The following is a 23,508-nucleotide window of genomic DNA, read 5'->3' as shown; positions in this document are numbered from 1 at the left end:
AAGTCCAGCAAAAACAGATGAACAAAATTGACACAAGCCTTGTCCAAATCGAAAAAGAAATGGTCAAGCTGGATGAAATCGCGCAGCAAATTGAAAAAATCTTCGGCATCGTCACAGGCATAGCTGAACAAACAAACCTTCTCTCGCTCAATGCATCTATTGAATCCGCCCGCGCTGGAGAACACGGCAAAGGCTTTGCTGTCGTGGCAAATGAAGTGCGGAAGCTTTCTGAGGATACGAAAAAAACCGTCTCTACTGTTTCTGAGCTTGTGAACAATACGAATACACAAATCAACATTGTATCCAAGCATATCAAAGACGTGAATGAGCTAGTCAGCGAAAGTAAAGAAAAAATGACGCAAATTAACCGCTTATTCGATGAAATCGTCCACAGCATGAAAATCAGCAAAGAGCAATCAGGCAAAATCGACGTCGATCTGCAAGCCTTTCTTGGAGGGCTTCAGGAAGTCAGCCGCGCCGTTTCCCATGTGGCCGCTTCCGTTGATTCGCTTGTCATCCTGACAGAAGAATAACCATCAAAAACCGGTCTGCGATACGGCCGGTTTTTTTGCGTTCATTATGTAAACTTAAATTAAAAATCAGTTGACATAATAATTACCTGCATTTATTGTATAACCATATTTGATTACTGTTTGGAGGATTTCACATGCTGAAATTAATCGACATGATGCATATTGCGATTTTCACCGCGCTGATGGCAGTGCTCGGCTTTATGCCCCCTCTCTTCTTATCCTTTACACCTGTTCCGATTACATTGCAAACGCTTGGTGTCATGTTGGCAGGCAGCATCCTCAGGCCAAAGTCTGCTTTCTTAAGCCAGCTTGTCTTTTTGCTGCTCGTCGCCTTCGGAGCGCCGCTGTTGCCCGGCGGACGAGGCGGTTTTGGTGTGTTTTTCGGACCGAGCGCAGGCTTTTTGATTGCTTATCCCCTCGCTTCATGGCTGATCAGTTTAGCCGCTAACAGGCTGCGGAAGGTGACAGTATTGCGTCTCTTTTTCACTCATATCGTATTCGGCATCATCTTTATTTATCTGCTTGGTATACCGGTACAAGCTTTTATCATGCATATTGATTTGTCACAGGCCGCCTTCATGAGCCTTGCATATGTGCCTGGTGATTTGATAAAAGCGGCTGTATCTGCATTTCTGGCGATAAAAATCACTCAAGCCTTGTCTCTTTCTGATACGATGTTTACAAAAGGAGGATGACACTACATGACAATTACTCATACCTATTCATCTACTGCCGAAACATCGCCCGGCCGTGTAGCGATCCAGACTGAATCGGAGCAAATCACGTACCATGATTGGGATCGGCTTGTCTCTCAAACCGCAAATTGGCTGCGGTCACAGCCGAGCATGCCGAATCGTGTGGCGATCCTGCTCCCAAATAGTCTGGCGTTTTTACAGCTGTTTGCCGGAGCCGCAGCGGCTGGATGCACAGCCATTCCCATCGACACACGCTGGAGCCCGGCTGAATGTAAGGAGCGGCTGTCCATAAGCAATGCGGATCTTGTGGTTACTTTAGCCTTTTTTAAAAACAAACTGACAGATAGCCAGATACCTGTTGTTTTGCTGGATAACTGTATGGCAGATATTTCTGAAGCAACCGCTGATCCCTTGCCTACCATTGATCCGGGGCACCCTTTTTATATGGGATTTACGTCGGGCTCGACAGGAAAACCGAAGGCCTTTACGCGATCTCACCGCTCATGGATAGAGAGCTTTACCTGTACAGAAACAGATTTTTCGATTTCATCAAATGACACGGTATTGATTCCCGGGACGTTAATGTCCTCTCACTTCTTATACGGGGCAGTCAGCACTTTGTTTCTTGGAGGAACCGTTTGTTTGCTGAAAAAGTTTTCTCCTGCCAAAGCGAAGGAATGGCTGTGCCGTGAATCCATCAGTGTTCTCTATACCGTACCGACGATGACAGACGCCCTCGCAAGGATTGAGGGTTTTCCCGACAGTCCCGTCAAAATCATTTCATCCGGCGCAGACTGGCCGGCAGAATCCAAGGAGAAGCTTGCCGCTGCATGGCCTCATCTCAAGCTGTACGATTTTTACGGCACATCAGAGCTTAGTTTTGTGACGTTTTCTTCACCGGAAGACAGCAAACGGAAGCCGCATTCAGCGGGCCGCCCTTTTCATAATGTCCGGATCGAAATCCGCAACGCTGGAGGAGAGCGCTGTCAGCCAGGGGAAGTCGGAAAAATATTTGTCAAAAGCCCGATGCGGTTTTCCGGCTATGTGAACGGCAGCACACCAGATGAATGGATGACAGTAGATGATATGGGCTACGTTGATGAAGAGGGCTTTCTATACATATCAGGAAGAGAAAACGGGATGATCGTGTACGGAGGATTAAATATTTTCCCAGAAGAAATTGAACGTGTGCTTCTCGCCTGCCCAGAGGTTGAAAGCGCGGCTGTCGTTGGCATTCCCGACGAGTATTGGGGAGAAATCGCTGTAGCTGTCATTCTTGGAAACGCTAATGCCAGAACACTGAAAGCCTGGTGTAAACAGAAATTAGCCTCCTATAAAATTCCGAAAAAATGGGTGTTTGCAGACAGCTTGCCGGAAACGAGCAGCGGAAAAATTGCCCGTTCCAGAGTGAAAAAATGGCTGGAAGAGAGTATACAGTATAAATGAATGCGGTTATTGTTGATGCAAAACGAACGATCTTTGGAAATCAAAACGGACTGCTGAAGCCCTTCCTGCCGGAGGATTTGGCGGCTCCCATCATCCGCTGTCTCAGCCGAAAGCTAGAGGATCAAGTTGACGAGGTCATTCTCGGAAACGCTACTGGCAGAGGCGGCAACCTGGCCAGACTGTCAGCCCTTCAAGCCGGACTGCCTTTATCGGTTCCCGGAATGACAATTGACAGACAGTGCGGCTCAGGCCTTGAAGCTGTACGCTATGCCTGCAGCCTTATTCAAGCGGGAGCCGGCACGATGTATATCGCGGGCGGCTCAGAAAGCAGCAGCCAATCCCCTTTTTCAGAACGGGCCCGCTTTTCTCCAGATGCGATTGGCGATCCAGACATGGGCATTGCAGCAGAATATACGGCTGCACGCTATTCCATCAGCAGAAGCATGCAGGATGAGTACGCGCTTCTCAGCCATCAACGCAGCAGGAACGCGCATGATGAAGGATTTTACCGTGAAGAAATTGTTCCTCTCGGGGAATTGGAGACGGACGAAGCATTTTTGAAAACGCGGCCGATAGAAGCGATTATTCCCCGTGCAAAGCCGGTTTTCGACACCAGCTCCGGAACAGTCACAGCAGCCAACAGCAGTGGCATAGCAGACGGAGCAGCCGCTCTTTTGGTAATGGAAGAAGAAAAAGCGGCAGCCCTGGGACTTAAGCCTGTGCTCCGGTTTATCGGCAGCGCAGTCAGTGGGATTCACCCCAACTATCCGCCCGCGGCACCGGTTGATGCGATCCGTAACCTCTTACATACACACGATGTAACACCTAAGGATATCGGTTTATTTGAAATCAATGAAGCCTTTGCCGTCAAAATTTGTGTCTGCTCGCAAGAACTCGGCATTCCCTTTTCAAAAATCAATGTGCGCGGCGGCGCCTTAGCTCTTGGCCACCCGTACGGTGCATCAGGTGCAGCTCTGGTAACCAGATTGTTTTATGAAGCGAAAAGACGGACAGACTGTCAATATGTGGTTGCAGCCATCGGAAGCGGCGGCGGAATTGGACTGGCTTTATTATTTGAAGTTCTTGCATAGGCTTTTTCATAGGACACACGCTTTCGATTTAGTATAATAGCGATATGAATAAAGTCAGGAAGGGGATTTTATGACAGCCGTTTGTTTAGTAAGACATGGAGAAACCGATTGGAACCTGCAGCAAAAATGCCAAGGCAAAACCGATATCCCGCTAAACGCAACAGGTGAACGCCAAGCAAGAGAAACCGGAGAATATGTAAAGGACTTTTCTTGGGATATTATTGTGACGAGCCCGCTGAAAAGAGCGAAAAGAACCGCGGAAATTATTAATGAATATCTGCATCTTCCGATAGTCGAGATGGATGATTTTAAGGAACGCGATTACGGCGACGCGGAGGGCATGCCGCTGGAGGAACGGACAAAGCGCTATCCAGATAACATCTATCCGAATATGGAAACCTTAGAAGAACTCACTGACAGGCTGATGGGCGGTTTGGCAAAAGTGAACCAGGCGTATCCAAACAAGAAGGTGCTGATCGTGGCGCACGGTGCGGCAATTCACGCCCTGCTGACGGAAATATCCGGCGGTGACCCGGAGCTTCAAAGCACCCGTCTCGTCAACGCCTGCCTCAGCAACATTGAATTTGCAGAAGAAAAATGGCGGATAAAAGACTATAATATCAACAGCCACTTATCCGGCTTTATCAAATAAGAAAAAGACAGGCGTTTGCCTGTCTTTTCTTTTATTTCTTAGCAGCCGGCATCTCTTTTTGAAGCTCGTCCAAAATGGCATTCGCCCCGTCTACACTGCGGCGCAGAGACCACACCGCACGGTCCACGTGGTATACATGCCCGTTTTTCACTGCCTTCAGTTTTTTCCAAAGGACATTCTTTTCGATCGGGCGTTTACCGTCGGCGTCGAGGTCATCTGTTTTTCCTGTCATCAGGATGATCACATCCGGATCTGTTTTCAGCAGCTGCTCCAGTGTCATTTTCATATTCACAGAGTCGCCGCCATTGCTTGAATCGCTATTGCCTGACGTACTGATTGCATATCGATAGCCGACCTGTGTTAAAAGTCTCGATGTAAAGAAGTTTTCATCCCTGGCCATAATGGTATCATTTGTATTTCCGATCAAAAGCACGGACTGGCTGTTCGCGCTGATTTTCTGCTTTGTCTCGCTAAGCTTTTCTTCATGCGCCGTCAGCTTTTTCTCCATTTTCTTCTCCTTGCCGACTGCTTTTGCAATTGTAAGCGAAGCGTCAATTGTATCCTGATAATCAGCATTTAAATTATTAAGTGCAATCGTCGGCGCTATTTTTTTCAGCTGATCGTACACCTTCTTATGTCGGGTCGTGTCAGCAATAATTAAATCGGGTTTTAATGAAGCGATTTTTTCCATGCTTGGCTGTGAGCGAGTGCCGACAGATGTGTAGCCGTCAATTTTCTTCAGCACATCCTTGTTGATCAGCTGCTTCGCTTTGTTGTCATCGGCAACCCCGACAGGCGTAATGCCGAGATCAAGCAGTGTATCAATAAAACCTAGCTCAAGAACAACAACCCGCTCCGGATGCTCAGGTACATTTGTCTTCCCTAAATCATGTGTTACCGCCACTTTATGGTCTTTACTGTTTTGATTGCCGCTTGAAGACGAGCAAGCAGCCGTTAAGACAGAAAGAAGTAAAACTGTAAGAATAATCAGTGTTTTTTTCATATGTTCCAGTCTCTCCTGTTGGTAGTTTCTATGGTTAAGATGTCCAAGAGTAGTATAACACGGAATGAGAATCATTATCACCAATTATTTTTTAAATGAGAAGAGAAAGTTCGGCTTACAGGAAAATCTTGTTTCACGACACAGCAGTTCAGCAGCTGATCATCCTGTCCACAAAAAAGCTTGCAGAAAAATAACATTCTCTGCAAGCTGATCCTGTTAAAGCTTCACAATCACTCTTCCTTGAATGCGATTTTGCAAAATATCTTTTAACGCACCCGGCGTTTCTTCCAATGATACTTCCCTGTCCACGATGGTCAGCAGCTGATCAGGCTTGAGATCAGAAGACATGCGCTCCCAAACAGCGGCTCTGACGTCCATCGGACAGTATACTGAATCGATTCCGAGCAGGCTTACTCCGCGAAGAATAAAAGGATACACCGTTGCCGGAACTTCTCCTCCGCCGGTTAAGCCGCTCACTGCGACAGATCCGCCGTATTGAATTTTGCTTAAAAGCGAGGCAAGCTGTTTTCCGCCGACTGGATCAACCGCCCCCTGCCATTGCTGCTTGGACAGCGCCTTAAGCGTTCCGTCATAGACATCTTCCCTGCTGATTACTTCGCTTGCACCGAGCTGTTTCAAATAATCAGCCGCCTCCCGGTTTCCGGTACTTGCCACCACATCATAGCCCCGCTTGTTCAGCATCGATACCGCAATTCCGCCGACACCGCCAGTTGCTCCTGTGACTAGCACGCTGCCTTTTTCCGGAGACAGACCGTTCTGTTCAAGCCGATGCACTGATAACGCCGCAGTAAATCCCGCCGTTCCGTACACCATCGCTTCTTTTAACGAAAGATTCTGTGGCAAAGGCACCAGCCAGTCACCAGGCACCGAAGCGTATTCACTTAATCCGCCATCACGGGAGACACCGAGCTCATAGCTTGTCGCGATCACCTCATCCCCCTCCGTAAAACGCGGATCATTGGAAGAGACGACCGTACCCGCAGCATCAATGCCTAAAATAAGCGGATACTCTCTGACGATATTGCCTCCTGCTTTTCCGGCCAGACCATCTTTGTAATTAATGCCGGAATAAGCAACTTTAATCAGGACACCATCCTTCGGCAAATCCTCTGTTGATATGGTTTTCACATGGACTGAAACATCATCGGCATTTTTTTCTGCCTGCAATGCTTGAAATAACGTTGACATTCGGCACACTCCTTTTCATTTATATCGTAACCGAAGAACGTTCAAAAAACCAAATCATCAAGCCGCCATTTTCACTTCGCCGGCACATTGAGAGAATAATGGACAAATCCGGTATCCTCTTCATAGCCGTTTTGCTCATACAAGCTTCTTGCCTTCCGGTTGTGGTGCTCAGTCTGAAGTGTTAAACATTTTGCCCCGTTTTCCTCTGCATAATCCTTTGCGGCAGAAAGCAGCCGGCCGCCGGCTCCCTTTGTACGCGCATGAGGAACGACAAATAAGTCATTTAATATGTATATCCTTTTCATTGACACAGAAGAAAACGTTGGATAGAGCTGGGTAAAGCCTATGAATTCTCCATTTTCTTCTGCTATCAAAATAACAGACTCGTGATTTTCCAAACGAGCTTTCAAAAAAGCCTCTGCCCCTTGCAAATCGGATGCCTGTCTATAAAATTCCCGATATTGGTTAAACAACGGCGCAATGGCGGCCGCATCTGATGTCTTTGCTTGGCGAATGTTCATCTTATTTCTTCCTCCCTCTCAATAATTTTTTCATTCTATCCCTTTTCTGTAAAGTTTATTTTTCAGAATACTTTTATCATCATGCTTTGAAAAAATATCACGATAATATCCATTGTTCTCACGGAAGCACACGCAGGTCATTTGAACGAATTTTTTCGACAGAAATTTGCCGGGACTCAGGAGCATTTAACCTAAAAAAGCATGACATTTCAGCATAATGAACATTTACTCATGTCTATTTTCGTTCTTTTCTGTATGAAAATAGTTATTTCGAGTCTCTACGGAAATAGCGAGAGATGATATACCTAAATAGAGATAAAATCATCTCAAAAAAATGGGTCTACTAAAATATTATTCCATCTATTACAATAAATTCACAGAATAGTCTTTTAAGTGAGTCTACTCTGAATTTTTTAAAAGGAGAGGGTAAAGAGTGAGAAGCAAAAAATTGTGGATCAGCTTGTTGTTTGCGTTAACGTTAATCTTTACGATGGCGTTCAGCAACATGTCTGCGCAGGCTGCCGGAAAAAGCAGTACAGAAAAGAAATACATTGTCGGATTTAAACAGACAATGAGTGCCATGAGTTCCGCCAAGAAAAAGGATGTTATTTCTGAAAAAGGCGGAAAGGTTCAAAAGCAATTTAAGTATGTTAACGCGGCCGCAGCAACATTGGATGAAAAAGCTGTAAAAGAATTGAAAAAAGATCCGAGCGTTGCATATGTGGAAGAAGATCATATTGCACATGAATATGCGCAATCTGTTCCTTATGGCATTTCTCAAATTAAAGCGCCGGCTCTTCACTCTCAAGGCTACACAGGCTCTAACGTAAAAGTAGCTGTTATCGACAGCGGAATTGACTCTTCTCATCCTGACTTAAACGTCAGAGGCGGAGCAAGCTTCGTACCTTCTGAAACAAACCCATACCAGGACGGCAGTTCTCACGGTACGCATGTAGCCGGTACGATTGCCGCTCTTAATAACTCAATCGGTGTTCTGGGCGTAGCGCCAAGCGCATCATTATATGCAGTAAAAGTGCTTGATTCAACAGGAAGCGGCCAATATAGCTGGATTATTAACGGCATTGAATGGGCCATTTCCAACAATATGGATGTTATTAACATGAGCCTTGGCGGACCTTCTGGTTCTACAGCGCTGAAAACAGTCGTTGATAAAGCCGTTTCCAGCGGTATCGTCGTTGCTGCCGCTGCCGGAAACGAAGGTTCGTCCGGAAGCTCAAGCACAGTCGGCTACCCTGCAAAATATCCTTCCACTATTGCGGTAGGTGCGGTAAACAGCAGCAACCAAAGAGCTTCATTCTCAAGCGCAGGTTCTGAGCTTGATGTGATGGCTCCTGGCGTATCCATCCAAAGCACACTTCCTGGAGGCACTTACGGTGCTTACAACGGCACGTCCATGGCGACTCCTCACGTTGCCGGAGCAGCAGCGTTAATTCTTTCTAAGCACCCGACTTGGACAAACGCGCAAGTCCGTGATCGTTTAGAAAGCACTGCAACATATCTTGGAAACTCTTTCTACTATGGAAAAGGGTTAATCAACGTACAAGCAGCTGCACAATAATAGTAAAAAGAAGCAGGTTCCTCCATACCTGCTTCTTTTTATTTGTCAGCATCCTGATGTTCCGGCACATTCTCTTCTTTCTCCGCATGTTGAATCCGTTCCATGATCGAAGGATGGCTGCCTCTGAAAATCTTCACAAGCACCGGAGGATCAACCTGGCTCAGCCCCGTCACGGCCAAATCCTGAAACGTTTTAACAGCGGCTTCTCTGTTCTCTGTCAACTCGATCCCATACTGGTCAGCCTTATTCTCCTGATAACGCGAGACAGCATTTGAAAAAGGCGTAACCGCAAAGCTCAAAACAGAAAACAAAAGCAATAACAGCGGAAGTGCCGCAAGATCATGCCGCCCTTCTAAATGAAACATGCTGCGGGTTAGGCGAACCGTCCGCTTGTAAAGCTTATCAATGACATAAAATCCGGCGAGCGACACGAGCAAATAACCAGCCAGACCGATGTAAACGTGCTTCATGACATAATGGCCCATTTCGTGGCCCATAATAAACAGGATTTCTGAATCGTCAAGTTTGTTCAGTGTCGTATCCCACAATACAATCCGTTTGTTAGCCCCGATTCCTGTAACATAGGCATTCAGCGCATTTGTTTTTTCTGACATGTTCACTTCATATACATGATCAGCCGGAATATTGGCTTCATCTGCCAGCTCTAAAATTTTGCTTTCAAGCTCTTTGTTTTTCAGCGGATAAAATTCATTGTATAAAGGATCGATAATGACCGGCTGAATAAAAAACAGAAAAAGCGAAAACGGCACTGTTAACAGCCAGGCGTATAACCACCATTTTTTTTCATGCCTTTTGATCAGCCAATAAAAAACGAGAACGCAAAGCGTAAAGATTGGAAAGCTGATCCAAAAGCTGATAACCTGATCCTTAGCCCAGCTGGCCGTTGTCTGTGTGGAAATGTTATAGTCAAGCGATACTTGATAGCCTATCCAATCTAAAGGCAACGTCACCAATGTTGTAATCAGCGAAAGCACAAACACAAAACCAACGGTCTGCAAAAACCGAAAAGGCACGGCCGCTTCGATCCATTTCTTGATTTTCTTTGAAACACCGCTGACCAGCAGAACAAAAAACAGAAACCAATCAAGAGGTACCCCGATAAAAAATAAAAAATTCTTGATATTTGAATACTGCTCGGCCACTGCCAAATCAGACGGCTTCATGAAAGAAGCCGGATCAGCCTGCGTTCCTTTCACGGCTTCCGGTATTGCGGAATCACCCGACAGGAAAAAATACCAATAAAAAAACAGCCCGTACAGCACGTAAGCAAGTCCTGCTGCCGCTATCCACTTGCGCATAACGCCTCACTCCTCACATCAACCCGTTACTTCTATTGTAATCATAAATTCAAATTCTTAGAACCAAGCTGTGTTCCGCACTTTTCCACCCTTTTAAGCATGGAAAACCCGATCGCTGGGAAAACTAACAATGTTTGGAGTGATGCAAATGAAAAAAATAGTGGCAGCCATCGTGGTAATCGGTCTTGTGTTTATAGCATTTTTTTATCTTTACAGCCGATCAGGCGATGTGTATCAATCGGTAGACGCGGATTTGATCACACTGTCTTCAAGCGGCCAGGAAGATATCGAGATTGAAAAAAGACAGCACGTCAAAGATATGCTGGATATTATGAATCAGGGAAAACAGGTGAAGACAGAAAAAACATCAGCCCCTGATTACGAAGGGACAATCAAGTTTCATAAAGACCGGTATGACTCATTCAGACTATGGATTGACGGCAGCCAGCAAGCCGTTTTTTCGAAGGATGGCACATACTACAAATTGAGCAAAAATGATACAAAGGCGCTGCTAAATATTATTAAAAAAGAAGCAAAGGATTGAAAATGAAAAAGCGAAGCTAACCGCTTCGCTTTTTCATTTTATTGGGGCAAAATATCTCTCAGTGCCCGTCTGAGCATTTTCCCCGTCGCATTTTTCGGAATATCGTCAAGAAACGTAATGGCGGCAGGCCGCTTGTATTTTGCCAGATGCTTTTCGCAGTGCTGCATGATGTCCTCCTCTGTTACCCCAGAGCGTTTCGGCACCACATATCCCTTTACCGCTTCCCCGCTTTGGGGGTCCGGCACGCCGATGACAACCGCCTCCTTGACGTCCGGATGGCTGTACAGCACCTCCTCCACCTCCCGCGGATACACATTGTATCCTCCTACAATGATCATGTCTTTTTTCCGGTCAACAATGTAAAAATAGCCGTCCTCATCCCGTCTTGCCAAGTCCCCCGTATAAAGCCACCCGTCTTTTAATGCATGCTCTGTTTCCATCGGCATTTTATAATAGCCCTTCATCACATTGGGGCCTTTCACGATCAATTCACCGACCTGGTGAGCGGGCAGCTCGCGTCCGAGCGGATCTACGACCTTGTTTTCGACATGTAAGATACTTGTCCCGATGGAGCCCGGCTTTCTGCCCCTGTCAAACGGGTTAAAGCACGTGACGGGTGATGCTTCCGAGAGCCCGTAGCCTTCCAAAATGGTAACACCGAATTTTTCTTCAAACGCCGTCAGCAACGCGACTGGCATGGCCGCGCCTCCCGAAATGCACAGCCGGATGGAAGAAAAATCATCTTTCTTTCCGTATTCATGCTGAAACAAGTAGTTATACATTGTAGGCACACCGGCAAAAATGGTCGCCTGCTGCTGCTTGACAAGCTTAAAAACAGATGCCGGACTGAATTGAGGCTCAATCAAGACAGTTGCGCCGCTCATCAGCGGTGCATTCATACAGACGGTTAAACAAAACACGTGAAACATGGGAAGAGCGCAGACCACATTGTCCCTCTCATCCATTCCCAAATAGCCTGCAACATCGTTGGCATTGCTGTACAAATTCTGATGAGTCAGCATCGCGCCTTTCGGTTTTCCAGTCGTTCCTGACGTATATAAAATAACCGCGGTATCATCAGGGACAAGTTCTTGGTTTTGTTTAGCGGCAGATGTCGGCCGCAATATTTTTGCAAACGTTGTCATTTTCATCCTGACCTCTGGGTCCGCAGCTTCCGGCTCGGCCTCCCCCGTCTGGCATAAAATGACGAGCTCAACCTTTGGCAGCGACTCATGCATGCTCTCATAAAGCGGCAAAAGCTGGCTAACGCCCACGATTGCCTTTACATCGCCATTTGTCAGCATATAACCAATTTCTGTCGGCGTGTACAACGGATTGATGGGAACAACCACGATCCCAGCTTTTAAAGCGCCAAAAAACGCGATGATAAAATCAGGCGAATTGCCAAGCAGCAAAGCTAAATGGTCCCCTTTCTCCATACCGGCTTCCTGAAGGCCGTCCGCAAATCGCTGAATATATTCATTCAGCTCTTGATACGTCATCATGTGATCTTTAAACCTGCATGCGATGCTGTCGGGCTTCTCAGATGCTGTTTCTTCCAATTTTGAAACAAGATTCATTCTCCCACCCCTTAAAGTGAATGAATAGTCATTCATTATTGAAGCCAAGCTTTCTCCTCCATTATAGAGAAACAGAAAAAAACACTCAAGAGCAAAAAGCCCTGAGTGTCAGTACTGTCATAGTTTCTTCAATGCTTCGGCAATCGGCGTATCTCCTTCTGTCAGATCAAAGGCCCGATTTTCCGTATTCTTCTCATCTAAAGAAGCAATGACCGTTTTTGCAACGTCATCACGGGAAATAAATCCCCGCTCAAGATCCTTCGCTGCTGAAACAGTTCCCGTTCCAGGCTCATTGCGAAGGCCTCCCGGACGGATAATCGTATAGGTTAAACCGCTCGCTTCCAGAATTTTATCAGCATAATGCTTGGCCACATAATAAGGCTTGAGTGCCTCATTCCAATTTTCACGGTTATGGGCTTGCAGGGCGCTGACCATAATAAACCGTTTGATTCCGGCAATGTCCGCAGCTTCAATGGCTTTTGCCGCTCCATCAAGATCCACCAGCAGCGTTTTATCATAGCCTGTGCTGCCGCCGGAACCGGCTGTGAAAATGATCGCGTCACAGCCTTTTGCCGCAGCGGCGATTTCTTCCGGGCTGCCCTCCAGATTCGCAAGCACAGCTTCTGCACCGGCAGCTTCAAGAGACGCTTTCTGTTCTTCTTTTCTGACCATCGCTCTGATGGAATGATCAGGATTACCTTGGAATAAAGAGACAAGTCTTTGCCCGATTTGTCCGTTCGCTCCGATTAAAAACACTTTCATGTGAATCCCTCCTGCCTCCATTATTTCAAAAACACAACCGCTCTTTCAAACGATGTGTTTTGCCTTAATAAATCAGATCAAGGAAATCCTCTTTCGTAATGTTCCCAAAGTAATGCTGGAGATTCACACCTTCGAGCACATCAGCGATGACGCTGCGTTCGTATTGTTTTCCGACCAGCAGGTTTTCAATTTCAGATACATCACCGACACCGAAGAAATCTCCGAAGATTTTGCAGTCCTCGATTTTGCCTTTCTTGACTTCCAGGCGCAAATCGATCGATCCAACCGGATAACGCTTCGAATGATTAAGGTTAAATTTCGGCGAGCGGCCGTAGTTCCAATCCCAATTCTGATAGCGCTCTTTCGAAATTTGATGAATGGTCTCCCAATCTTTTTCCGTCAGCTTATACTCCGGCACGTTTCCAATGTCGTTTGTGTTAAAAATATGGCGAAGCAAATGGCTGCGAAATTCTTCGGTGGTCATTTTATCATCGAGAAACTCACTGATGTTTGCTACTCGGCTTCTGATCGATTTGATGCCTTTTGATTCAATTTTATCCTTTTTCACCTTTAATGCTGATACAACATGATCAATGGCTGAATCAAACATGAGGGTGCCGTGGCTGAAAATACGGCCTTTCGTTGCAAACTGAGCGTTTCCGGATATTTTCCGGCCATCCACTACAATGTCGTTCCGGCCGCTTAATTCAGCTTCAACCCCAAGCTGATGTAACGCCTGAATCACCGGCTCAGTGAATTTTTTAAAGTTATGAAAGCTGTCCCCGTCATCCTTGGTAATAAAGCTGAAGTTCAAGTTCCCCAGATCATGGTAAACAGCGCCCCCGCCTGATAAACGGCGGACGACGATAATCCCGTTTTCCTCAACATATTTTGTATTGATTTCTTCTATTGTATTTTGGTTTTTCCCAATGATAATAGACGGTTGATTCACATAAAAGAGCAAATATTGCTGTTCAGGGTCTAAATGCTTTACACAGTACTCCTCGATAGCAAGATTGATCCGCGGATCATTGATATTTTGATTGTCTATAAATAACATGGTGCTCCTCCTTTATCCTTCCCACACAAAACCTGATTTCGCAATATTCACTTCTCCGTTAAAAACGGTTTTCGCTTCTTTGCGAAGGTTGTCATGCACGCCAAAATGCGGCAAATGGGTCAGCAGCAGTTCTCCCGCTCCCGCTTCTTTTGCAATGCGCCCGGCTTCCAGGCTGTTCATATGGCCTGCACTTGTTCCGTCTTGATCGGCATAAAAATTGCATTCTGAGATCAATAAATCAGCATCTTTCGAAAACGGTATAAATGAATCCTGATAGCTGGAATCAGCAGTATAAACGACAGTGTGGCTGCCGTCAGTAATCCGCATGGCATAGCACGTCACCGGGTGAATCGTTTTTAAAAAGGTGATCGTAAACGGACCGGCAGTCAACGGCTGATCCGGCTGATAGGCGATCCCTTTTGTATGTGTTTTATATGTAAGCTTTTGAAACTGTTCTATATCAGCATCATGTCCGTAAATCGGAAGCGTATGCTCTCCTTTGCCGAGAAACGAACCGACTTGCTTGGCAAATTGTAGCGGTCCGATATCAGCGATATGGTCATGGTGATAATGAGACAGAACGACCGCATCCAGCTTTTCCGCCGGCACATATCCGAACAGCTTAGACAAAACGGCACTGCCGCAATCAACAAGCAGAGAGTAATCACCTGACTGAAACAAATAGCCTGACGTCGCTTCATTTGCGGCCGGAAAACCGCCATAGCATCCGATAACTGTAACTTTCATAATGTCCTCCTATCTTTTCAAAAAAATTGATCCTCCTTCAATATACCCATTTTTCTTGAAAAAAGCATGTTTTAAACATTGTATCAAAACAGTTATTGATTTTTGTAATCTGTTATATTACAATGAAATCACTACAAAGGGGAAAGAGGGATTGGTTATGCTGGGGAAAATCACAGAATTTTTTAGAAACCTGCCTTCGAAAAAGTGTGCGGAATGCGGAAAAAAGATAGAAGAGCAGCATGAGTGTTATGGTAATATCTGCAATGACTGTATAAAAGTAAACGATTTGTAATGAGCGAAAATCCCGCGCCTTATGCGTGGGATTTTCTTATTTTTTCACATATCTCTTAATTTTGAAATAATAGTCAGGTTAGGTCAAAGCTCACCTGTTTTTAGATAATTCTGGTGATTATCATAATGTCATTGAATATTCTTTATTTTCGAAATATAATTTACTATAGACGAATTGATTTCTTATCTATTATAATTTGATCTAATAGTGAGATTAAATATATGTCTATTCATGATATATGTTGATACTTTGTTTTTTGGGAGGTAATCTATGAAAAGAATTAAGTTTGGATTAGCCACACAAATATTCGTTGGACTTATTCTAGGTGTCATTGTTGGCGTCATTTGGTATGGCAACCCAGCATTGCCTACTTACCTGCAGCCAATCGGGGATCTCTTTTTACGCTTAATCAAAATGATAGTGATTCCTATTGTTGTCTCCAGCTTAATCATCGGTGTAGCCGGTGCAGGAAATGGAAAGCAAGTCGGTAAATTAGGCTTCAGAACGATTCTGTACTTCGAGATCATCACGACTTTTGCCATTATTCTCGGACTAGCCCTTGCAAACATCTTCCATCCGGGTACAGGAGTTAATATACACGAAGCTCAAAAATCGGACATCAGTCAATATGTTGAAACTGAAAAAGAACAAAGTAATAAATCAGTGGCGGAAACGTTCCTCCATATTGTGCCGACAAACTTCTTCCAGTCATTGGTCGAAGGGGATCTTCTAGCCATCATCTGCTTTACAGTACTATTTGCATTGGGTATTTCCGCGATCGGTGAAAGAGGCAAGCCTGTATTAGCCTTTTTTGAAGGTGTATCCCATGCCATGTTCCACGTTGTAAACCTTGTGATGAAAGTGGCGCCATTCGGCGTTTTCGCTCTTATCGGAGTGACTGTGTCTAAATTTGGACTCGGTTCTCTTATCTCTCTCGGAAAGCTCGTCGGATTGGTTTATGTCGCGCTTGCTTTCTTCTTAATTGTTATTTTCGGGATTGTCGCAAAAATTGCCGGCATCAGCATCTTCAAGTTCCTTGCTTACATGAAGGACGAAATCTTACTGGCGTTCAGTACGTCCAGCTCTGAAACGGTTCTTCCGCGTATCATGGAAAAAATGGAGAAAATCGGATGTCCAAAAGGCATTGTTTCATTTGTCATTCCGATCGGTTACACGTTTAACTTAGACGGTTCCGTTCTCTATCAATCTATTGCCGCACTCTTTTTAGCACAGGTATATGGCATTGATTTGACGATTTGGCACCAAATTACGCTTGTGCTCGTCTTAATGGTGACATCCAAAGGGATGGCTGCCGTGCCTGGTACTTCTTTTGTTGTCTTGCTTGCAACGCTTGGCACCATCGGCGTTCCGGCTGAAGGACTTGCCTTTATTGCCGGCGTAGACCGCATCATGGATATGGCACGTACAGTTGTCAACCTGACTGGTAACGCGCTTGCTGCCGTTGTGATGTCTAAATGGGAAGGCATGTTTAATCCTGCGAAAGCAGAAACTGTTATGTCCCAATCGAAAACAGAACAAAACGCAACCATTTCTGGTTAATGAAAAGCCTGCGGGGTTCTTGCCCCGCAGGCTTTTTTTAATCTTTAACAAGCACAAACAGTTCTGTAATCAAAACAGTATCCTCATTCAGCTCCAGTTCACCGCTTTTGATCAGTTCCGCCCATGCCATCCGATGATCCTCTTGAAACTCCTCAATTCGGTCTCCATTGCCCTCTCCTTTGACTAACCTCATATCAGGCGCACCAAAGGTGGTTTCAAAGACATCTGTCACTTTTATATTGCATCTTGGATTGTCATGTTTATCATAAACGGTAACAAGCTGACCCGCTGTTTGATAAACGTCCCTCAATTCATCTTTTGAATACAATGATTTCGGCGCGCACGTGGCGGTTTTTTCTCCGGCAAGGATCTGCTGAATCAGCTGTTCTCCCAACCCGTCATCACCTTCCCAGCCGAATGTGCTTTTCAGCTTATAAATCTTCATTGGTCCTCCCCCTTATACCATTGGTGACTGTACATAGTAATACAGAAGCTTAGCGGTATGGCGAAGAGATGATTTATGGGTGCGTTCAAATGCATGGGAAGCGTCAATTCCCGGCCCTATGAGGCCATGCACAATATCATGCCCGGATTTGATCGCTGCTGATGCATCAGACCCGTAGTACGGATATATATCAAGCTTATAGTCAATATGATGCTTCTCGGCTAATTGAACTAAATGCTTTCTGAGCTGATAATGATACGGCCCGCTCGCATCCTTCACACAGATTGATACTGAATATTCATCTGTCGCCTGCCCGTCACCGATAGCGCCCATATCAACCGCCAAATATTCAACTGTTTCAGGAGGAATATTCGAATTCCCGCCGTAACCGATTTCTTCATTATTGGAAATAAGAAAATGGGTTGTATACGGCAGCTCAATGTCTTCTGTTTGAATTTCATGAATTAAGCGGAGCAATAAGGCGACGCTTGCTTTGTCATCCAAATGGCGCGATTTAATAAATCCGCTTGATGTGATCTCGACACGTGGATCAAACGACACAAAGTCTCCGACGCCAATGCCAAGCTCCTCCGTATCTTTCCGGCAGTGAACAGGTTCATCTAGGCGGATCTCCATATTCTCTTGATTCCGCTCAGCCTTTCCCGCGTCTTTGTATACGTGCACAGACGTTTGATGCATTAAGATTGTGCCTGTGTACGTTTTTCCTGAGGCGGTTTCAATTTGGCAATACTCCCCCTCAATCGAGTTGTAGCGGAACCCGCCGATTAAATCGATTTTCAGCCGGCCGTCCGCTTTAATTTCCTTTACCATAGCGCCGAGGGTGTCAACGTGCGCAGTCAGCATGCGATGCCGGGATGTGTCGCGTCCTGGAAGCGTTGCAATTAAGCCGCCCTTGTGGTTCCGAACCGTTTCTACCTTCCATTCTTTTAAAAGGCTTTCAATATAATTGATCACCTCATATGTATTTCCGGTCGGGCTTGGGATCGATACCAGTTCTTTAATGAGCTCCATCGTTTTACGTACAGACGTCATAGGGCATTCCTCCTTTTATTTTCTACTTAAAATATACTCTTTTCCCGAGGGACCCGTCCAATCTTTTCCTATCAATCTCTCATATGCTGTAGAGAGCATGGGAAGAGGAGGGATTTCTATGTGCTGTCGTCATTCACATGAACAGAAATGTCGTTGTCACGATTGGTTCGATGATTTTTGGTTCTTTGACGAGTGGTTCGATAAAGATTTCCACGACCATTGCAAGAAAAAGAAAGAATGCCATGACCCTTGCGAGAAGAAGAAAAAGAAACACCATTGTTTCTCTTGTAAAAAACACAGACATTCTTGCTGTCATTGTAAAGACTGAATCAGAAATATTCTGATGACCCATGCTTAATGAATATTTCCATTCACATTTTTCCAAGCGGGCATTACTGCTGCTTGGACCTTTTATTGAAACACCCTTTTTGCTTTTACAATCCAATAAACTGATAAAGCCGCTATAAGAGCAATAATGATTTCAACAGCTGCAGCATGCTCTATGATTCCTCTCTGATATAAAACCGCCGGTACATTAAACAGTGCATGTAAAAGAATAGAATACAACAAAAACAGCGGCCGGCGGCTTTTAACCGCGTACAAAACAAGCAGAGACAGCCCAATTTGGACGGCAATGGCACTGACTCTTTCTATTCCGCCCAGCATCCATTCATACGAAGGAGTATGCAGCAGCTGCTCCTGTATCGGCAAAAGCGCCTGTTTGACGTCGCCATTGACCAAAAGCTGTTCAAACGTCCCGCTATTGATTGCAAATGCGTATACAATAAGTGAGATAGAGGACAAGCCTGTAATCAGGATGGCTTCAAGCCCGCCATGGCCTGCCCCGAAAGCCAGACCATCCGCCCAAGTATGATGGCGCTTCATAAAAAATCGCATCATCATATACCTTCCGCACTCCTCAAAAATTCCGGCCATCAAGCAGCCGTAAATACCATACCATAATGGATGTTGCATCGCTTCTTTCGTCATTTCATTCACTTGCAGTACATAAACATGAACGCCGCCTTCCAGCAGCTGAGCGAAGACAAAAAACGTGAGAGCGCCAATAAAAAACACTTTAAGCGAGGCGCCATACTTTCGCTTAAACCATACAATCAGCCCGATTGGCAACAGAAACGCAATAGCCCCGGATAATGCCAAAAAGACTACTGCTTCTTGACTGACCATTTTTCAGCCTCCTTTTTCTTTTTCATAGATTCCCTATTCTACACTTCTCTTTTTTTGTAAAAAAACCTTCTTTTTAGTACCAGATACTAATATCTAGTGTTATAATCTGACCATAAGGAGTGATTCATATGTCAAAAGCAAAAATTACAGCTATCGGCACCTATGCGCCGAGCAGACGTTTAACCAATGCAGATTTAGAAAAGATCGTTGATACCTCTGATGAATGGATCGTTCAGCGCACAGGAATGAGAGAACGCCGGATTGCGGATGAACATCAATTTACCTCTGATTTATGCATAGAAGCGGTGAAGAATCTCAAGAGCCGTTATAAAGGAACACTTGATGATGTCGATATGATCCTCGTTGCCACAACCACATCCGATTACGCCTTTCCGAGTACGGCATGCCGCGTACAGGAATATTTCGGCTGGGAAAGCACCGGCGCGCTGGATATTAATGCGACATGCGCCGGGCTGACTTACGGCCTCCATTTGGCAAATGGATTGATCACATCTGGCCTTCATCAAAAAATTCTCGTGATCGCCGGAGAGACGTTATCAAAGGTAACGGATTATACCGATCGAACGACATGCGTTCTGTTCGGCGATGCCGCTGGTGCGCTGTTAGTGGAACGAGATGAAGAGACGCCGGGATTTCTTGCGTCTGTACAAGGAACAAGCGGGAACGGCGGCGATATTTTGTATCGTGCCGGACTGCGAAATGAAATAAACGGTGTGCAGCTTGTCGGTTCTGGAAAAATGGTGCAAAACGGACGCGAGGTATATAAATGGGCCGCAAGAACCGTCCCTGGCGAATTTGAACGGCTTTTACATAAAGCAGGACTCAGCTCTGATGATCTCGATTGGTTTGTTCCTCACAGCGCCAACTTGCGCATGATCGAGTCAATTTGTGAAAAAACACCGTTCCCGATTGAAAAAACGCTCACTAGTGTTGAGCACTACGGAAACACGTCTTCGGTTTCAATTGTTTTGGCGCTCGATCTCGCAGTGAAAGCCGGGAAGCTGAAAAAAGATCAAATTGTTTTGCTTTTCGGGTTTGGCGGCGGATTAACCTATACAGGATTGCTTATTAAATGGGGAATGTAACAAAAAAAGAACTTGTTTCCAAGGAAACAAGTTCTTTTTCTTTATGAAGCCGGCTGTTCTTCTGATGATTCTTCCTTCCGGCTTAACATTGTAAAGTAAGTAATGCTTAGTGCAATCATGACGAGGGCGATGCCGATTAAGACGCCGGCCATCTGCCACATGTAGCCAAAGTCACCGTTTGAAATGACCGCTCTGAATCCGTTAATGCTGTAGGTCATCGGCAACGCGCCATGGATGACCTGATAGAAATTCGGGAGCAATTCAAGCGGGAAGGTTCCTCCGCTCGCTCCCAGCTGCAGCACTAAAATAATGACTGCGATAAAACGTCCAGGGTTGCCCATCGTGGTAGCCAAAAATTGAATCATCGCCAGGAAAGCGAGACTCGTAATGATCGTAAACACGTAAAATCTCCACGTGCTCTCTACCTCGAGACCAATTCCCAATAGAAGAACCGTCGCCACAATCAATGATTGAATGATTCCTACAAGCATCATGACATTGAATTTGCTGAAGAACCACTCAAAACCGTTTCTCGGACGTCCTGACGCTTCCTTCAGCGGGAAGACAACCGTCAGCATGATGCCGCCGACATACAAGCCCATTGACAGGATATAAGGTGTCAGCCCTGTTCCATAGTTAGGAACGGAATGAATGGCATCATCTTTGGTTTTAACCGGATCCGCAAACATGCCGTATGTTTGATCATCAGCATCGATATCTCCTGTTTGGTCAGCCGCATCCTTCAGCTTACTAGACAGCTCTCCTGTGCCGTCCAATAGCTTGCCTAAACCTGTATCAAGTGATGCAGATCCGTCTGCAAGTTTTGATGATCCGCTTTGGACCTGTTTAGACCCGTCTAACAGCTTAAACAATCCGCCGGATACTTGGCTGCTTCCTGTCACCAATTGCTCTGAGCCCGCTTTTGCTTTTGCGAACTGCTTATTATATTCACCGATGCCCGCTGTCAGTTTATTTTGGTTTTCTGTCAGCTGCTGTGAACCATTGTATATCTTCTCAGATCCAGCAGTTAATTTGTCAATCGCATCTTGAGTGGCTTTTGCGCCATTATAAAGCTTAGAGGTAGCTTCCGGCAATGCCTTCACCTGGGCAACCTCCGCTTTCACATCTTCCAATGAGCTTTTTATCGTTGCGATGTCAGGCAGCTGATCAGCTGAAGGAAGCCCACTTAAAATTTCATCAAAATCAGGCGCATCAACTTTCGGAAGCTGCTTTTCAACAGAATTGATCAACTGGCTTTTTTGCTCCGCTGTTAAGAAATCACTCGAGTTGATGAGATTTTTGAATGCCTGATCACGGTTTTTCAAGCTATTTTCAAAGTCAGACAGCTGTTTTTTAAATTCCTTCATCGCAGTTTCTGACTTTTCCAGATTGTTCACAGCTGTTTCAAGCTGTGTTAAATCAAGCGCATTTATGAGTTTTTCCGCTTTTGCTGCTTTCTCCGACTCTTCTTGTGCTTTACTGTTGAGCTGATTCAGCCCGTTTGTAAGATCAGGTAAGCCCTGCTGCACCTTTTGAAGGCCGGCATTCAGTTCATTTAGTTTGCCAGTCAGCTTGCCTGATCCTGCTGCAAGTTGACCAGATTTATCATAAATCTGGTTGCTGCTGTCCTGGAATTTACCGAGCGAGCTGTCAAGTGATTGGATGCCGCTCGTCACCTGAGCCGCTCCATCTGCAAGCTGCGCTGTTTTGTCACTGATGGTAGCGGTGCTTTCCTTCAGCTTCGCCAGATTTTCTTTCAGCTGTGCGCTTCCGTTTTTCGCATCCTTTGTGCCGTCATCAATTTTTTTCGCGCCGCTGCTCGCGTCGCTCAAACCTTTTGCGATATCTTTAAAGTTATCAAAAATAACTTTCGTATATTGCTCGGTCACTTCTTTTGAAACAGAGGCTTTCAGTTTATCAATCGCTTTTTCGCCGATCGTTGCCCCTACATAGTTAGAACCTGCATTTGTGTGGTATTTCAGATCCAATTTTTTCGGATTTTTGTCTAATACAGTGCTGGCATTCTTAGAAAAATCCTCAGGAATCTCGACAACTAAATAATATTTTTGATTCAATAAGTCCTTTAACGATTGGTCGAGATCATTGGAAAAATGCCAATCAAAGTTGTTATTATCCTTTAATTCTTTGACCAGATCATCACCGATTTGAAGTTTTTCTCCTTCATACGTTGCTCCCTTGTCTTGGTTGACGACAACGACAGGCAGCTGGTCAACTGTGCCGTACGGGTCCCAATAAGCCTTTAAGAATACGCCGCTGTAAATAAGCGGGACAAACAAAATGGCGATGATGGGAATCAATAATTTTTTACTTGTTACGATGTCTTTCCACTGACTTCGTATTGTGTTCATCCTGATGCCTCCATTCTAAAACTGACTCATCATGAAAAATGGTCATTTTCTTGCAAAGAGAAAGGATTATCTAGTTCGCTGACAATCCTTTGACAACATACAATTCAAGCAGTCCCGCAATTGTCTCTTTATCAAGCGGGGGGTGTTGTTTTTCCCAGTCAAAAATGAGCGCGATATAAAGCTTCAGCATCACAAAGGCTGTCAGTTCAGGGTCGCACGGCTTGATTGCGCCGCTTTTGATCCCGTCTTCAATCTTACTTTTGATATAAGACAGTATGGCTCGCTCCATTTTCTGGATCACTTCCTGAACTGCCATTGTACCAATCTCGGCATTCTCTTGGAAAATTTTAATCGTCAGCTGATGTGTTTTCCTGAACTCCAGAATAGCAAACAATGCTCTGTGCACATTTTCATGGAACGGAAGGTTCGGCTCCATCGCTTCATCCGCTTTTTGCTTCATTTCCTTTAATAAAGTAGTGAAAATCTCGTCAAACAGCTCTTCTTTGTTTTTGAAAAAAGTATAAATGGTTCCCTTCCCCACGTTCGCAAGTTTTGCGACAAGATCCATTGTCGTCGCTTTATACCCGAACTGCGTGAAAGACTTTGTAGCCGCCTCCAAAATGAGCTTTTTTCGATCTATTGACATTGTATTCACCTCGAAACTGACCGTTTGAACATTTTAGTCATTAAGTACATATGCAAATGTATCATAACCTGCTGTTCAATTCAATCATTTTTTTACACAATATTGCCA

At 45.1% G+C, this 23,508-nt stretch carries 24 protein-coding genes; 10 read left to right on the top strand and 14 right to left on the bottom strand.

All coding sequences use genetic code 11. From position 1 onward, the window contains the following. The first annotated feature begins 17 nt into the window (after window positions 1-17). From KXZ66_RS22810 to phoE, 5 genes are all read left to right on the top strand, one after another. Complete coding sequence (locus KXZ66_RS22810; protein ID WP_326255844.1) at window positions 18-533, top strand: methyl-accepting chemotaxis protein; 516 nt, start codon at window positions 18-20, stop codon at window positions 531-533. A gap of 134 nt (window positions 534-667) precedes the next feature. Further along, on the top strand, window positions 668-1,228 hold the full coding sequence (locus KXZ66_RS05595) for a biotin transporter BioY (RefSeq protein WP_003233151.1): 561 nt from the start codon (window positions 668-670) through the stop codon (window positions 1,226-1,228). Window positions 1,229-1,234: 6 nt separating this feature from the next. Next, window positions 1,235-2,674: an acyl-CoA synthetase gene (locus KXZ66_RS05590; protein WP_219144841.1), complete on the top strand. Its 1,440-nt coding sequence runs from the start codon at window positions 1,235-1,237 to the stop codon at window positions 2,672-2,674. Then, window positions 2,671-3,765: an acetyl-CoA C-acyltransferase gene (locus tag KXZ66_RS05585; protein WP_159376750.1), complete on the top strand. Its 1,095-nt coding sequence runs from the start codon at window positions 2,671-2,673 to the stop codon at window positions 3,763-3,765. The genes KXZ66_RS05590 and KXZ66_RS05585 overlap by 4 nt, the downstream gene beginning before the upstream one ends. 70 nt (window positions 3,766-3,835) lie before the next feature. Then, window positions 3,836-4,417 (top strand): phosphatase PhoE, encoded by a 582-nt coding sequence (gene phoE, locus KXZ66_RS05580; RefSeq protein ID WP_003233157.1) that lies wholly within the window; start codon window positions 3,836-3,838, stop codon window positions 4,415-4,417. A gap of 31 nt (window positions 4,418-4,448) precedes the next feature. Here the strand turns inward: phoE and KXZ66_RS05575 are convergent, their stop codons facing one another. The 3 genes from KXZ66_RS05575 to KXZ66_RS05565 form a co-directional block, all read right to left on the bottom strand. Next, window positions 4,449-5,420 carry an ABC transporter substrate-binding protein gene (locus KXZ66_RS05575; protein WP_064671198.1) on the bottom strand — a complete coding sequence of 324 codons (972 nt, stop codon included), beginning with the start codon at window positions 5,418-5,420 and terminating at the stop codon, window positions 4,449-4,451. A gap of 216 nt (window positions 5,421-5,636) precedes the next feature. Beyond that, window positions 5,637-6,629, bottom strand: coding sequence for an NADPH:quinone oxidoreductase family protein (locus KXZ66_RS05570; RefSeq protein WP_219144840.1), 993 nt, complete (start codon window positions 6,627-6,629; stop codon window positions 5,637-5,639). Between the two features lie 71 nt (window positions 6,630-6,700). Next, window positions 6,701-7,150, bottom strand: coding sequence for a GNAT family N-acetyltransferase (locus tag KXZ66_RS05565; protein WP_064671197.1), 450 nt, complete (start codon window positions 7,148-7,150; stop codon window positions 6,701-6,703). Between the two features lie 433 nt (window positions 7,151-7,583). On the opposite strand from KXZ66_RS05565, the gene aprE reads away from it, so the two are divergent. Further along, window positions 7,584-8,729 carry a subtilisin AprE gene (aprE, locus tag KXZ66_RS05560; protein ID WP_015715621.1) on the top strand — a complete coding sequence of 382 codons (1,146 nt, stop codon included), beginning with the start codon at window positions 7,584-7,586 and terminating at the stop codon, window positions 8,727-8,729. Between the two features lie 38 nt (window positions 8,730-8,767). On the opposite strand, the gene KXZ66_RS05555 is transcribed toward aprE, so the two are convergent. Further along, window positions 8,768-10,048: a M48 family metallopeptidase gene (locus KXZ66_RS05555; RefSeq protein ID WP_134991613.1), complete on the bottom strand. Its 1,281-nt coding sequence runs from the start codon at window positions 10,046-10,048 to the stop codon at window positions 8,768-8,770. Between the two features lie 148 nt (window positions 10,049-10,196). On the opposite strand from KXZ66_RS05555, the gene KXZ66_RS05550 reads away from it, so the two are divergent. After that, the gene (locus KXZ66_RS05550; protein ID WP_014479359.1) at window positions 10,197-10,592 is read left to right on the top strand and encodes a YhfM domain-containing protein; all 396 of its coding nucleotides are present in this window, start codon (window positions 10,197-10,199) and stop codon (window positions 10,590-10,592) included. 38 nt (window positions 10,593-10,630) lie between these two features. On the opposite strand, the gene lcfB is transcribed toward KXZ66_RS05550, so the two are convergent. From lcfB to KXZ66_RS05530, 4 genes are all read right to left on the bottom strand, one after another. Continuing rightward, window positions 10,631-12,172: a long-chain-fatty-acid--CoA ligase LcfB gene (lcfB, locus tag KXZ66_RS05545; protein WP_159376748.1), complete on the bottom strand. Its 1,542-nt coding sequence runs from the start codon at window positions 12,170-12,172 to the stop codon at window positions 10,631-10,633. A 117-nt stretch (window positions 12,173-12,289) separates the two neighbouring features. After that, window positions 12,290-12,934, bottom strand: a complete 645-nt coding sequence (locus KXZ66_RS05540) for an SDR family oxidoreductase (protein ID WP_064911670.1) — start codon at window positions 12,932-12,934, stop codon at window positions 12,290-12,292. A 64-nt stretch (window positions 12,935-12,998) separates the two neighbouring features. After that, a complete protein-coding gene (gene lplJ, locus KXZ66_RS05535; RefSeq protein WP_125121286.1) occupies window positions 12,999-13,994 on the bottom strand; it encodes a lipoate--protein ligase in 996 nt (331 codons plus the stop codon). A gap of 12 nt (window positions 13,995-14,006) precedes the next feature. Then, window positions 14,007-14,741, bottom strand: coding sequence for an MBL fold metallo-hydrolase (locus KXZ66_RS05530; protein ID WP_003233185.1), 735 nt, complete (start codon window positions 14,739-14,741; stop codon window positions 14,007-14,009). 157 nt (window positions 14,742-14,898) lie between these two features. Between KXZ66_RS05530 and yhfH the strand changes: the two genes are divergently transcribed. Together yhfH and gltT are read left to right on the top strand one after the other, a co-directional pair. Continuing rightward, complete coding sequence (yhfH, locus tag KXZ66_RS05525) at window positions 14,899-15,033, top strand: protein YhfH (protein WP_003244802.1); 135 nt, start codon at window positions 14,899-14,901, stop codon at window positions 15,031-15,033. Window positions 15,034-15,303: 270 nt separating this feature from the next. Continuing rightward, entirely contained in the window at window positions 15,304-16,593 is a 1,290-nt protein-coding gene (gltT, locus tag KXZ66_RS05520) for a glutamate/proton symporter GltT (RefSeq protein WP_003245579.1), read from the top strand. A gap of 37 nt (window positions 16,594-16,630) precedes the next feature. Here the strand turns inward: gltT and KXZ66_RS05515 are convergent, their stop codons facing one another. The 4 genes from KXZ66_RS05515 to KXZ66_RS05500 all read right to left on the bottom strand — a co-directional run bounded on the left by KXZ66_RS05515 (window position 16,631) and on the right by KXZ66_RS05500 (window position 19,279). Next, the gene (locus KXZ66_RS05515; RefSeq protein ID WP_003233192.1) at window positions 16,631-17,038 is read right to left on the bottom strand and encodes an ASCH domain-containing protein; all 408 of its coding nucleotides are present in this window, start codon (window positions 17,036-17,038) and stop codon (window positions 16,631-16,633) included. A 12-nt stretch (window positions 17,039-17,050) separates the two neighbouring features. Then, window positions 17,051-18,091 (bottom strand): M42 family metallopeptidase, encoded by a 1,041-nt coding sequence (locus KXZ66_RS05510; RefSeq protein WP_014479351.1) that lies wholly within the window; start codon window positions 18,089-18,091, stop codon window positions 17,051-17,053. Window positions 18,092-18,224: 133 nt separating this feature from the next. Next, window positions 18,225-18,476 (bottom strand): hypothetical protein, encoded by a 252-nt coding sequence (locus KXZ66_RS05505; RefSeq protein WP_015715616.1) that lies wholly within the window; start codon window positions 18,474-18,476, stop codon window positions 18,225-18,227. 26 nt (window positions 18,477-18,502) lie between these two features. Further along, on the bottom strand, window positions 18,503-19,279 hold the full coding sequence (locus KXZ66_RS05500; protein WP_021479628.1) for a YhfC family intramembrane metalloprotease: 777 nt from the start codon (window positions 19,277-19,279) through the stop codon (window positions 18,503-18,505). 128 nt (window positions 19,280-19,407) lie between these two features. On the opposite strand from KXZ66_RS05500, the gene fabHB reads away from it, so the two are divergent. Next, entirely contained in the window at window positions 19,408-20,385 is a 978-nt protein-coding gene (gene fabHB / locus KXZ66_RS05495) for a beta-ketoacyl-ACP synthase III FabHB (RefSeq protein ID WP_003233200.1), read from the top strand. A 41-nt stretch (window positions 20,386-20,426) separates the two neighbouring features. Here the strand turns inward: fabHB and KXZ66_RS05490 are convergent, their stop codons facing one another. Continuing rightward, the gene (locus tag KXZ66_RS05490) at window positions 20,427-22,754 is read right to left on the bottom strand and encodes a YhgE/Pip domain-containing protein (protein WP_124073100.1); all 2,328 of its coding nucleotides are present in this window, start codon (window positions 22,752-22,754) and stop codon (window positions 20,427-20,429) included. 70 nt (window positions 22,755-22,824) lie between these two features. Continuing rightward, complete coding sequence (locus tag KXZ66_RS05485; RefSeq protein ID WP_014479348.1) at window positions 22,825-23,400, bottom strand: TetR/AcrR family transcriptional regulator; 576 nt, start codon at window positions 23,398-23,400, stop codon at window positions 22,825-22,827. Between the last annotated feature and the right edge of the window lie 108 nt (window positions 23,401-23,508).

The sequence above is a fragment of the Bacillus sp. LJBS17 genome, from assembly GCF_019334685.1.
Lineage (GTDB): Bacteria > Bacillota > Bacilli > Bacillales > Bacillaceae > Bacillus > Bacillus subtilis.
The sequence above is the reverse complement of the archived record's forward strand: the minus strand, read 5'-3'. Positions and strand labels throughout refer to the sequence as shown.

Excerpts from the sequence above, each read along its gene's own strand:
- KXZ66_RS05530 (WP_003233185.1), bottom strand. The coding sequence starts at position 14,741 with ATGAAAGTTACAGTTATCGGATGCTATGGCGGTTTTCCGGCCGCAAAT.
- KXZ66_RS05510 (WP_014479351.1), bottom strand. The coding sequence starts at position 18,091 with ATGACGTCTGTACGTAAAACGATGGAGCTCATTAAAGAACTGGTATCG.
- KXZ66_RS05500 (WP_021479628.1), bottom strand. The coding sequence starts at position 19,279 with ATGGTCAGTCAAGAAGCAGTAGTCTTTTTGGCATTATCCGGGGCTATT.
- KXZ66_RS05575 (WP_064671198.1), bottom strand. The coding sequence starts at position 5,420 with ATGAAAAAAACACTGATTATTCTTACAGTTTTACTTCTTTCTGTCTTA.
- KXZ66_RS05585 (WP_159376750.1), top strand. The coding sequence starts at position 2,671 with ATGAATGCGGTTATTGTTGATGCAAAACGAACGATCTTTGGAAATCAA.
- KXZ66_RS05555 (WP_134991613.1), bottom strand. The coding sequence starts at position 10,048 with ATGCGCAAGTGGATAGCGGCAGCAGGACTTGCTTACGTGCTGTACGGG.
- lcfB (WP_159376748.1), bottom strand. The coding sequence starts at position 12,172 with ATGAATCTTGTTTCAAAATTGGAAGAAACAGCATCTGAGAAGCCCGAC.
- KXZ66_RS22810 (WP_326255844.1), top strand. The coding sequence starts at position 18 with ATGAACAAAATTGACACAAGCCTTGTCCAAATCGAAAAAGAAATGGTC.
- fabHB (WP_003233200.1), top strand. The coding sequence starts at position 19,408 with ATGTCAAAAGCAAAAATTACAGCTATCGGCACCTATGCGCCGAGCAGA.
- KXZ66_RS05490 (WP_124073100.1), bottom strand. The coding sequence starts at position 22,754 with ATGAACACAATACGAAGTCAGTGGAAAGACATCGTAACAAGTAAAAAA.
- KXZ66_RS05595 (WP_003233151.1), top strand. The coding sequence starts at position 668 with ATGCTGAAATTAATCGACATGATGCATATTGCGATTTTCACCGCGCTG.
- KXZ66_RS05550 (WP_014479359.1), top strand. The coding sequence starts at position 10,197 with ATGAAAAAAATAGTGGCAGCCATCGTGGTAATCGGTCTTGTGTTTATA.
- lplJ (WP_125121286.1), bottom strand. The coding sequence starts at position 13,994 with ATGTTATTTATAGACAATCAAAATATCAATGATCCGCGGATCAATCTT.
- KXZ66_RS05590 (WP_219144841.1), top strand. The coding sequence starts at position 1,235 with ATGACAATTACTCATACCTATTCATCTACTGCCGAAACATCGCCCGGC.
- KXZ66_RS05565 (WP_064671197.1), bottom strand. The coding sequence starts at position 7,150 with ATGAACATTCGCCAAGCAAAGACATCAGATGCGGCCGCCATTGCGCCG.
- KXZ66_RS05540 (WP_064911670.1), bottom strand. The coding sequence starts at position 12,934 with ATGAAAGTGTTTTTAATCGGAGCGAACGGACAAATCGGGCAAAGACTT.
- phoE (WP_003233157.1), top strand. The coding sequence starts at position 3,836 with ATGACAGCCGTTTGTTTAGTAAGACATGGAGAAACCGATTGGAACCTG.
- gltT (WP_003245579.1), top strand. The coding sequence starts at position 15,304 with ATGAAAAGAATTAAGTTTGGATTAGCCACACAAATATTCGTTGGACTT.
- KXZ66_RS05570 (WP_219144840.1), bottom strand. The coding sequence starts at position 6,629 with ATGTCAACGTTATTTCAAGCATTGCAGGCAGAAAAAAATGCCGATGAT.
- KXZ66_RS05485 (WP_014479348.1), bottom strand. The coding sequence starts at position 23,400 with ATGTCAATAGATCGAAAAAAGCTCATTTTGGAGGCGGCTACAAAGTCT.
- yhfH (WP_003244802.1), top strand. The coding sequence starts at position 14,899 with ATGCTGGGGAAAATCACAGAATTTTTTAGAAACCTGCCTTCGAAAAAG.
- KXZ66_RS05515 (WP_003233192.1), bottom strand. The coding sequence starts at position 17,038 with ATGAAGATTTATAAGCTGAAAAGCACATTCGGCTGGGAAGGTGATGAC.